At 70.5% G+C, this 9,113-nt stretch carries 7 protein-coding genes; 1 reads left to right on the top strand and 6 read right to left on the bottom strand.

Annotation, left to right across the window (positions count from 1 at the left end):
• The 5 genes from rsmA to rsmI all read right to left on the bottom strand — a co-directional run.
• Nucleotides 1-748, bottom strand: a 748-nt coding sequence (gene rsmA / locus R6V09_RS38030) for a 16S rRNA (adenine(1518)-N(6)/adenine(1519)-N(6))-dimethyltransferase RsmA (protein ID WP_317886044.1), incomplete at its 3' end; no start/stop codon positions are given.
• An 85-nt stretch (nt 749-833) separates the two neighbouring features.
• A complete protein-coding gene (locus R6V09_RS38025) occupies nt 834-2,123 on the bottom strand; it encodes a ubiquitin-like domain-containing protein (RefSeq protein ID WP_317886043.1) in 1,290 nt (429 codons plus the stop codon).
• A gap of 110 nt (nt 2,124-2,233) precedes the next feature.
• Nucleotides 2,234-3,175: a TatD family hydrolase gene (locus R6V09_RS38020; RefSeq protein ID WP_317886042.1), complete on the bottom strand. Its 942-nt coding sequence runs from the start codon at nt 3,173-3,175 to the stop codon at nt 2,234-2,236.
• A 47-nt stretch (nt 3,176-3,222) separates the two neighbouring features.
• Nucleotides 3,223-3,660, bottom strand: a complete 438-nt coding sequence (locus tag R6V09_RS38015) for a hypothetical protein (protein WP_317886041.1) — start codon at nt 3,658-3,660, stop codon at nt 3,223-3,225.
• 326 nt (nt 3,661-3,986) lie between these two features.
• The gene (gene rsmI / locus R6V09_RS38010) at nt 3,987-4,838 is read right to left on the bottom strand and encodes a 16S rRNA (cytidine(1402)-2'-O)-methyltransferase (protein WP_317886040.1); all 852 of its coding nucleotides are present in this window, start codon (nt 4,836-4,838) and stop codon (nt 3,987-3,989) included.
• 95 nt (nt 4,839-4,933) lie between these two features.
• Here rsmI and R6V09_RS38005 point away from each other — a divergent pair, with 95 nt between their 5' ends.
• A complete protein-coding gene (locus R6V09_RS38005) occupies nt 4,934-6,676 on the top strand; it encodes a dolichyl-phosphate-mannose--protein mannosyltransferase (RefSeq protein WP_317886039.1) in 1,743 nt (580 codons plus the stop codon).
• A gap of 221 nt (nt 6,677-6,897) precedes the next feature.
• On the opposite strand, the gene fxsT is transcribed toward R6V09_RS38005, so the two are convergent.
• Nucleotides 6,898-9,113, bottom strand: a 2,216-nt coding sequence (gene fxsT / locus R6V09_RS38000; protein ID WP_317886038.1) for an FxSxx-COOH system tetratricopeptide repeat protein, incomplete at its 5' end; no start/stop codon positions are given.

Genomic DNA, 9,113 nt, shown 5'->3' with positions numbered 1-9,113 from the left:
AGCCCGCCCAGCCGGCCAGTGCGGCCCGCAGCGTCTTGCGGCGCTGTGCGAAGGCCGCGTCGACCACCGCGAAGACCTCGCGGCGGGTGGCGGTGGTCTTCGGCGGCTCCGCCCTGCGGGTGAGCGCCACGAGTCCGCTGTCCACGTTCGGTGCGGGCCAGAAGACGGTACGGCCGATGGAGCCCGCCCGCTTGACCTCGGCGTACCAGTTCGCCTTCACGGACGGGACGCCGTACACCTTCGAACCGGGCGGCGCGGCCAGCCGGTCCGCGACCTCCGCCTGGACCATCACCAGCGTGCGCTCGATGGTCGGGAAGTGCTCCAGCATATGCAGCAGGACCGGTACGGCCACGTTGTAGGGCAGGTTGGCGACCAGGGCGGTGGGGGGTGGGCCGGGGAGTTCGGTCACCTGCATCGCGTCGGAGTGGACGAGCGCGAAACGCTCGGCCCGCTCGGGCATGCGGGCGGTTACGGTCGCCGGTAGTGCGCTCGCCAGGGTGTCGTCGATCTCCACTGCTGTGACGCGGTCGGCGACTTCCAGCAGGGCGAGGGTGAGTGAGCCGAGGCCGGGGCCCACCTCCACCACCACGTCGTCGGGGCGGACGTCTGCGGTGCGGACGATGCGGCGGACCGTGTTCGCGTCGATCACGAAGTTCTGGCCGCGTTGTTTTGTGGGGCGTACGCCCAGGGCTGCCGCGAGTTCACGGACTTCGGCGGGGCCCAGGAGGGCGTCGAGGTTGCTGCTCACGTCACCAAGGGTACGGGGCCGTTTTTGGCTGCGGGCTCGTTGTGGCTGGTCGCGCAGTTCCCCGCGCCCCTTCAGGGCGCACACCTCAGCCGTGCAGCCTCGTTCCGCAGTGCGGCCAGGGGCTCGCGCCCCTGCGCACGTACAGTCTCTTCGCTCGGAACGTCTGTTCCTCCGCGCTCGCGTCCTGCGGGCGGCCCGAGCCGCCGAGGCTGTGCCAGGTGTGGGTGTCGAACTGGTAGAGGCCGCCGTAGGTGCCCGAGGGGTCTACGGCGCCGGCGCGGCCTCCGGACTCGCAGGTGGCGAGGCCGTGCCAGTTCAGCTGGTCGGCGCCCTGTACCGAGGTGGGCATCGGTTTGGTGCCGACCTTCACCAGCTGGGGGCTGGGTTCCCGGACCAGTTCCTCGTCGATGCGGCGCGGTTTCTCCTTGACGCCGTTGACCGTGCGCAGGGCGTAGGTGACGCGGCGCAGGCCGGGCCGGCCGGCCCGTTCGACGACCTCCGTGCCCTTGAAGAGGGTGGGGTCGTCGGTGCGTTCCACCTTGAAGGGGATCGCCTCCTCGCGGATCTCGCGGGTGCCGGTGACCCGCAGGACCGTGATGGTCTGGCCGTCGCGCGGGAAGCTCTCGGGCGGGACCGAGGTGGTGTCCTCGCCGTGCAGGCCGACGCCGGCCTCCTGGACGGCCTCGCCGACCGTCGCCGCGTTGGTGCGGATCGTGCGGGCGCGGCCGTCGGCCATGATCGTGACGGTGCGTTCGGTGCGCACGTCGAGGGCGAGTCCGGCGCGGCCGATGGGCTGGGAGCGGGAGGTCGAGACGTAGGCGCCCTCCGCGCGCACGCCGAGTTGTTCGAGTGCGCCGTCGACCGTGCGGGCCGTGGTCCACACCTCGCGCCGTTGCCCGTCGATGGTGAGCCGCACGGGGCGGCCGTAGCGGACCGCTACCTCGTCTCCGCTGGCGAGCTCCGCGTCCCGGCCGGGGGCCACCACGTCGTGCTCGCCGACCTCGACGCCCTGCTGGGCGAGGAGTTCGGTGACGTCGTCGGCGAAGGTGTGCAGGGTGCGTGGCTTGCCGTCGACGCTCAGCTCGATCGCCTTGTCCTTGGCGACGAACGCGGTGGTGCCGCCGGCGAGGAAGGCGACGACCAGCGCCTGCGGGACCAGTCGGCGCACGGTGGCGGCCGTGGAGCCGGTGCGGTCGGCTCTTCGTCTGCGGTCCGCGCGGCCCGGCGCCGCGGTCACCTTCTGGCGCGGGAACAGCGGCTCCGGCGCCTCGTAGGCGGGGCGGTACGTGTCCTCGTACACCGCGGTGGGCCCGTCGGTGTACACATCGGCGCGCACACCGCGGTCGTACGTCTCGTAGGTCTCGTAGTTGCTCACGCCGACACGCTCCAGAAGGCCAGAAGGGTCCGGATCGGGCCACCAGAACCTAGCGGAGCGACCGTCACTCTCCAAAGCGACGCGGCTACTCAGGGTTGTGTTCGAGTGCGTCAATAACCAAAGGCGCGGGCCGTGTTCGCCGCCAGGGCCGACGACAGGGCGTCCTCGTCGATGCCCCGGACGGCCGCCATGGCGCGGACCGTGACCGGAATGAGATAGGGCGCGTTGGGCCGTCCGCGGTACGGAGCGGGGGTGAGGAAGGGGGCGTCCGTTTCCACCAGGACCAGCTCCAGGGGGGCCACGGCGAGCGCGTCGCGCAGGTTCTGGGCGTTCTTGAAGGTGACCGTGCCGGCGAAGGACATGAAGTACCCGGCGCGGGCGCAGAGTTCGGCCATCTCGGCGTCGCCGGAGTAGCAGTGGAAGACGGTCCGCTCGGGGGCGCCCTCCTCCTTGAGGACGCGCAGCACGTCGGCGTGGGCGTCGCGGTCGTGGATGACCAGGGCCTTGCCGTGCCGCTTGGCGATCTCGATGTGCGCGCGGAAGGACAGCTCCTGCGCCGCCTTGCCCACGGGGCCGGTGCGGAAGTAGTCGAGGCCGGTCTCGCCGACGCCCTTGACGTGCGGGAGGCCGGCCAGCCGGTCGATCTCCGCGAGGGCTTCTTCGAGGGCCGTGTCGCCGCCGGGGACCCGGGCGCCCTGCCTCGACCAGCCTCCCCCAGCCCCAGGGGGCTGGGAGGTGCCCCCAGGGTCGCCGTGGACGATGCGCGGGGCTTCGTTCGGGTGCAGGGCGACCGTCGCGTGTACGGCGTCGTAGCGGGCAGCCGTCTCGGCGGCCCAGCGGGAGCCCTTCAGGTCGCAGCCGACCTGCACGACCGTCGTCACACCGACCGAGGCCGCCTTGGCGAGCGCCTCCTCCACCGTGCCCGACTGCATGTCGAGGTGGGTGTGGGAGTCGGCGACAGGCACCCGGAGGGGCTCCGGGAGCGGCGGCGCCGTCTTCTCGCCGGTCTTCTGGCCGGTCTTCTCGACGGTCTTCTCGCTGGAGGCAGGCATGCCCCGATCCTACGAAAGGGGCATGCCCACCCGGTCGCCGGAGGCGGTCAGCTCGCCCTGCGGTGGTGGAAGGGGTGCAGCAGGTCGGACAGGTGCCAGTGGTGTTCCCTGGGCTCCGGCAGCGGGGTCACGGTCTCGTCCGTGGATTCCGTGCCGTCCTCCGCCGCTGCTGCTGCCGCGCGGGGCCGGGGCGCCTGGTACTGCCGCTGCGCCGCGTCCCGTACCGACGACACCTGGCCCGCCCGCATGATGCGCACGACATGCCCGTCACAGTTGAGGCACGCGGGGCGGCTCAGGGGCGACGGCACGACCTGGCCGTCCGCCACGTACATCACGAACTGGTGGCCGTCGGTGTCGACGTGGTGCTCTATCTCGTATGCCTGCTCCCAGCCGTGCCCGCACCGCATGCAGGCGAAGGAGTACGACTCGTTCACCACGGCGGTGGCAGCGCCCCGGAGGCCGGTCTGCCCTGCGATCTCACTCATGCCAGCTCCTGCTTGACTTCCGCTGGACAAGCGCCCCCGCGAGGGGATTCCCCCCGGAATCCCGATGGAGGCGAGGGACGGGTGCGTCCCTCATACCAGTGGACGCCTCCGGCAGGGCGAACGCACCAGACCTGTCGTCTGTTGGAGGCGATTTGGACTTTCCTTGTCGAATCGCCCTTCCGACCCGGTCGGGACTTTGCATTCGGCGACCGCGCTTTGCCCCGCCATGGGGCGCCCGCTCATGGGAGGAGCGCCCTGCTCAGAGGGGATTCCGCCCCAGCTCAAAGGGGATTTCGGACGGGCTCGGTCGGGATTTCGGACAGGCTTCAGAGGGGTTTTTGCGCGGTCTTCGCCGCCACCACGGCATCGAACACCTCGCGCTTGGGAACACCCGCTTCGACCGCGACCGCGGCGATCGCTTCCTTTCGCCGCTCCCCCGCCTCCTCCCGTACCCGCACCCGCCGCACCAGTTCGTCCGCGTCGAGTTCCTCGGCCTGCTCCGGGGCGCCCTCGACGACGACGGTGATCTCCCCTCTCACACCCTCCGCGGCCCACTCGGCCAGCTCACCGACCGGGCCGCGCTTGATCTCCTCGTACGTCTTCGTCAGCTCCCGGCACACCGCGGCCCGCCGCTCGGCGCCGAACGCCTCCGCCATCGCGGCGAGGGTGTCGTCGAGCCGGTGCGGCGCCTCGAAGTAGACGAGGGTCCGCCGCTCACCGGCCACCTCCCGCAGCCGCGACAGCCGCTCGCCGGCCTTGCGCGGCAGGAACCCCTCGAAGCAGAACCGGTCCACCGGCAGCCCCGACAGCGCGAGCGCGGTGAGCACGGCGGACGGCCCCGGTACGGCGGTCACCTTGATGTCCTTCTCCACGGCGGCGACGACCAGCCGGTACCCCGGGTCGGACACGGACGGCATCCCCGCGTCGGTCACCAGCAGCACCCGCGCACCGCCCACCAGCGCCTCGACCAGCTCGGGCGTCCGCGCGGACTCGTTGCCCTCGAAGTACGACACGACCCGCCCCTTGGGCTGCACGCCGAGCGCCTGGGTCAGCCGGCGCAGCCGCCGGGTGTCCTCGGCGGCGACCACATCGGCCCCGGCCAGCTCCTCGGCGAGCCGGGGAGGGGCGTCCTGAATGTCGCCGATGGGGGTGCCCGCCAAAACAAGGGTTCCAGTCACGTTCCCATCCTCGCAGGGCCGACAGATCCGGACGCATCCGGACCGAGACTGCCCATGCACGGGACTCACACAGCGCTGTTCCCTACGATGGCGCGGTGACCAGTACCGCGTCCTCCACGGACACCCGGCAGGGCCAGGCCCCTCAAGAGCAGCCGCCGTCGTGGCAACAGCGGCTGCGCCGTTTCGGCTACACGGCGGGGCCCAGAAGCGACGTACGGGAGCGGCTGACGCCGCCGTACGCGGAGCCCAACCCCCGGCTGTGGGCGACGCTCGGCCTGTCGCCGACGCTCGTCGACCGCATCACCCGCTGGTCGGGCTGGGGCGGCCCGCTGCTGGTCACGCTGATGGCCAGCGTGATGCGCTTCTACCACCTGGGCAGCCCGAAGGCGGTGATATTCGACGAGACGTACTACGCCAAGGACGCGTGGGCGCTCGTCCACCGCGGCTTCGAGGTCAACTGGGACAAGAACGCCAACGACCTCATCCTGAAGACCGGCGGTCACGTCGGCATCCCGACGGACGCGGCCTACGTCGTGCACCCGCCGGTCGGCAAGTACGTCATCGGCATCGGCGAGCTGATCTTCGGCTTCAACCCGTTCGGCTGGCGCTTCATGACGGCGCTGCTCGGCACGCTGGCCGTGCTGATGCTGTGCCGCATCGGCCGCCGGCTGTTCCGCTCCACCTTCCTGGGCTGTGTCGCCGGCGTCATGATGTCGCTGGACGGCCTGGCCTTCGTGATGGCCCGCACCTCGCTGCTCGACGGCGTGCTGATGTTCTTCGTGGTGGGCGCGTTCGGCTGTCTGCTGATCGACAGGGACCGGGCCAGGGAGAAACTCGCGGCGGCACTGCCGGTCGACGCCGACGGCCGGGCCCGCCCCGACGCCCTCATCGCCGACTACCTGTACCTCGGCCGACGCCCCTGGCGCTGGATGGCGGGCCTGCTCCTCGGCCTCGCGATCGGCACCAAGTGGAACGGCCTCTACATCACGGCCTTCTTCGTCGTGCTGACGCTGCTGTGGGACGTCGGCTCCCGCAAGGTCGCGGGCGCCCGCAACGCGTACGTCGCCGTCCTCAAGTACGACCTCGGCCTGGCTTTCCTGGCCACCGTCCCGGTCGCCGTCGCCGTCTACCTGACCTCCTGGCTCGGCTGGATCCTCTCCCCCGCCAACGGCACCGGCGGCTACTTCCGCAACTGGGCCGCGACCGAGGGCCAGGGCGGCACCTGGAGCCACGTCCTGCCGGACTGGCTGCGCAGCCTGTGGCACTACGAGCACGAGGTCTACGAGTTCAACGTCGGCCTGCACTCGCCGCACACGTACATGTCCAACCCCTGGAGCTGGCTGGTCGACGGCCGCCCGGTCTCCTACTTCTACGAGTCCCCCTCGCCCGGCGCGGACGGCTGCCCGGTGAACGCCGGCGACAAGTGCGCCCGCGAGGTCCTCGCCATCGGCACCCCGCTGCTGTGGTGGGCCGCCTGCTTCGCGCTCCTGTACGTCCTGTGGCGCTGGGCGTTCCGCCGCGACTGGCGCGCCGGCGCGATCGCCTGCGGTGTCGCGGCCGGCTACCTCCCCTGGTTCCTGTACCAGGACCGCACGATCTTCTTCTTCTACTCCATCGTCTTCCTCCCGTTCCTGTGCCTGGCGGTCGCGATGCTGATCGGCGCGATCATCGGCCCACCGGGCTCCAGCGACACCCGCCGGGTCACGGGCGCGGTCGGTGCGGGTGTGCTGGTCCTGCTGATCACGTGGAACTTCATCTACTTCTGGCCGCTGTATACGGGGACGTCGATTCCTATTGATCAGTGGCGGTCTCGGATGTGGCTGGATACGTGGGTGTAGGTGGGTGGACGTGGTGAGGGGGCGTGGCAAATTGCCGCGTCCCCTTGGGCGTTGTTGGGCGTTGGCGGGTGTCGTTGGTGACCTTCGGACGGGCCGAGGGCGGTCCGGCCCTGGGCGCCGTCAGGCTTACAGCGGGCTGGATGTAGCTGGTCTGACGAGGCAGTTGGATTGCCATCGCATCTCTTGGGAGACATCTGGGGACTACTGCGCCTTGAGGCGTATCAGCCACTGTTCGGCCGTCTGATGCTGTCGAGCAGTCTTGCGGTGCGCAGGGTGCTGGGGTGGTCCTCACCCAACACCCGCCGCCGGGCCAGGGTGTCCTCACCCAACTCCAACGCCTCCTCCACCCGACCCACATCCGCCAGATGAGCCGCCAAGTTAGACGCGGCAATCAGCGTGTCGGGGTGGTCCTCACCCAACACCCGCCGCCGCCGGGCCAGGGTCCCCTCACCCAGCTCCACCGCCTCCTCCACCCGACCCACATCCGCCAGCCGATTCGCGAGGTTGGACGCGGCAATCAAGGTGTTGGGGTGGTCCTCACCCAACACCCGCCGCTGCCCGGCCAGAGTGTCCTCACCCAGCTCCACCGCCTCCTCCACCCGACCCACATCCGCCAGATGAGCCGCCAGGTTGGACGCGGCAATCAAGGTGTCGGGGTGGTCCTCACCCAACACCCGCCGCCGGGCAAGAGTGTCCTCACCCAGCTCCACCGCCTCCTCCACCCGACCCACATCCGCCAGCCGGATCGCGAGGTTGGACGCGGTGATCAAGGTGTTGGGGTGGTCCTCACCCAACACCCGCCGCTGCCCGGCCAGAGTGCCCTCACCCAACACCACCGCCTCCTCCACCCGACCCACATCCGCCAGCCGATTCGCGAGGTTGGACGCGGCAATCAAGGTGTTGGGGTGGTCCTCACCCAACACCCGCCGCCGCCGGGCCAGAGTGCCCTCACCCAACACCACCGCCTCCTCCACCCGACCCACATCCGCCAGCCGGATCGCGAGGTTGGACGCGGCAATCAGGGTCTCGGGGTCGTCCTCACCCAGCACCCGCCGCCGGTCGAACAGGTCCTGATGCAGTGCAAGGGCACGCTCATGATCACCGACGGCGGCGAATGTCATGGCCAAGTAGTTGACGACCCACCAGGTGTGAGCGTGATCAGGGCCCAGCAGGGCGTTCCAGGCTTGGTGGAGGTCTTCGAGGCGGGGCAGGATCGCTGGTGCGTTGCCACGCTCCAGGAGGTAGAGGCATGCTTCGCATGCGGCGAAGCGGGCGGCTGCGGTGACCAGGTCGGCGGGGTCGATGGTCAGCAGGTGGGGCAGAAGGTCGGGCCAGCGAGGCCAGGACGCAGGATCCTCCGCCTTGCCGGGGAACGCCGCAGCAAGCAAGACGCTGGCGTTACGCGCCGCTGTGGCGCGCTCCTCGGCGGTGAGCTGGTCTCTAAGGATGGCCTGCGTCAGACGGTGCAGGTGCAGGCTCCCGCCCGCCACCCGGCCCAGCCCATGCTGATGCAGCCCCGACAGGACACGGCTTCTGGTGCGCCAGTCCGCCACTACCCGGCCCACGGACGACTCCTCGTCAGCTTCTTCCCAGGTGGCGGTGGGCAGGGCAAAGGGTTCCGGGGCCAGCAGCGCACACGCGTTCAATACCTCGGCCGCCTCCGGTTCCTGCTCCCGCAGCCGTTGCATACTCAGCCGGATCTGCGCAGCCAGCGACCACCGATAATCCCGCGGCCTACCCTCATCGGTCACCGCGCTGGCATTGGCGGCAAGCAACTCCAGATACTCGTCCACGGCCGTCGTCGTCAGCACCGCAGCAGCCTGGACCAGTGCGAGCGGCAGGTCATCAAGCGCCTCCGCCAGCCGCCCCGCATCCGCCTCCGCCAACCACGGCGTCCGCCGGCGCAGCAGATCGATCGACTCCCGCCGCGCCAGCACATCAACGTCCAACGGCCCAGCCACACCGTGCCAGTCCGGGTTACGAGAGGTGATCAGCACATGCCCCGCCCCGGACGGCACAAAGTCCGCCAGCACCGCAGGATCCTCCGCGTTGTCGAAGACGACCAGCCAGCGCGACCGCGACCCCAACTCATGCCCCAGCGCCCGCACCGCCTCCTCCAGGGGCGTATCCGGCTGCGCAGCCCCCGTCTCAACCGCGAGCAAAGCCAACTGCCCCGGAATCAGCGCCGGATCCTCCGCCCGCACCCACCACACCAGCTCGTACTCTCCGCAGAACCGGTACGCGTACTCGGCAGCCAGCTGCGTCTTGCCCACACCCCCACGGCCATCCAGCGCCACCACCGCCACCGGACGACCACCCGCCAGCCGCGACCGCACCTCCACCAACAGCGCATCCCGGCCCACGAACCCCGCATTGCGCGCCGGCACGTTCCACACCCGCGGCAACGTGCCCGGCAGCCGCGGCCCGCTCGCCCCCA

The organism is Streptomyces sp. W16 (genome assembly GCF_033194735.1).
In the GTDB taxonomy this organism is placed as follows: Bacteria; Actinomycetota; Actinomycetes; order Streptomycetales; family Streptomycetaceae; genus Streptomyces.
The sequence above is the reverse complement of the archived record's forward strand: the minus strand, read 5'-3'. Positions and strand labels throughout refer to the sequence as shown.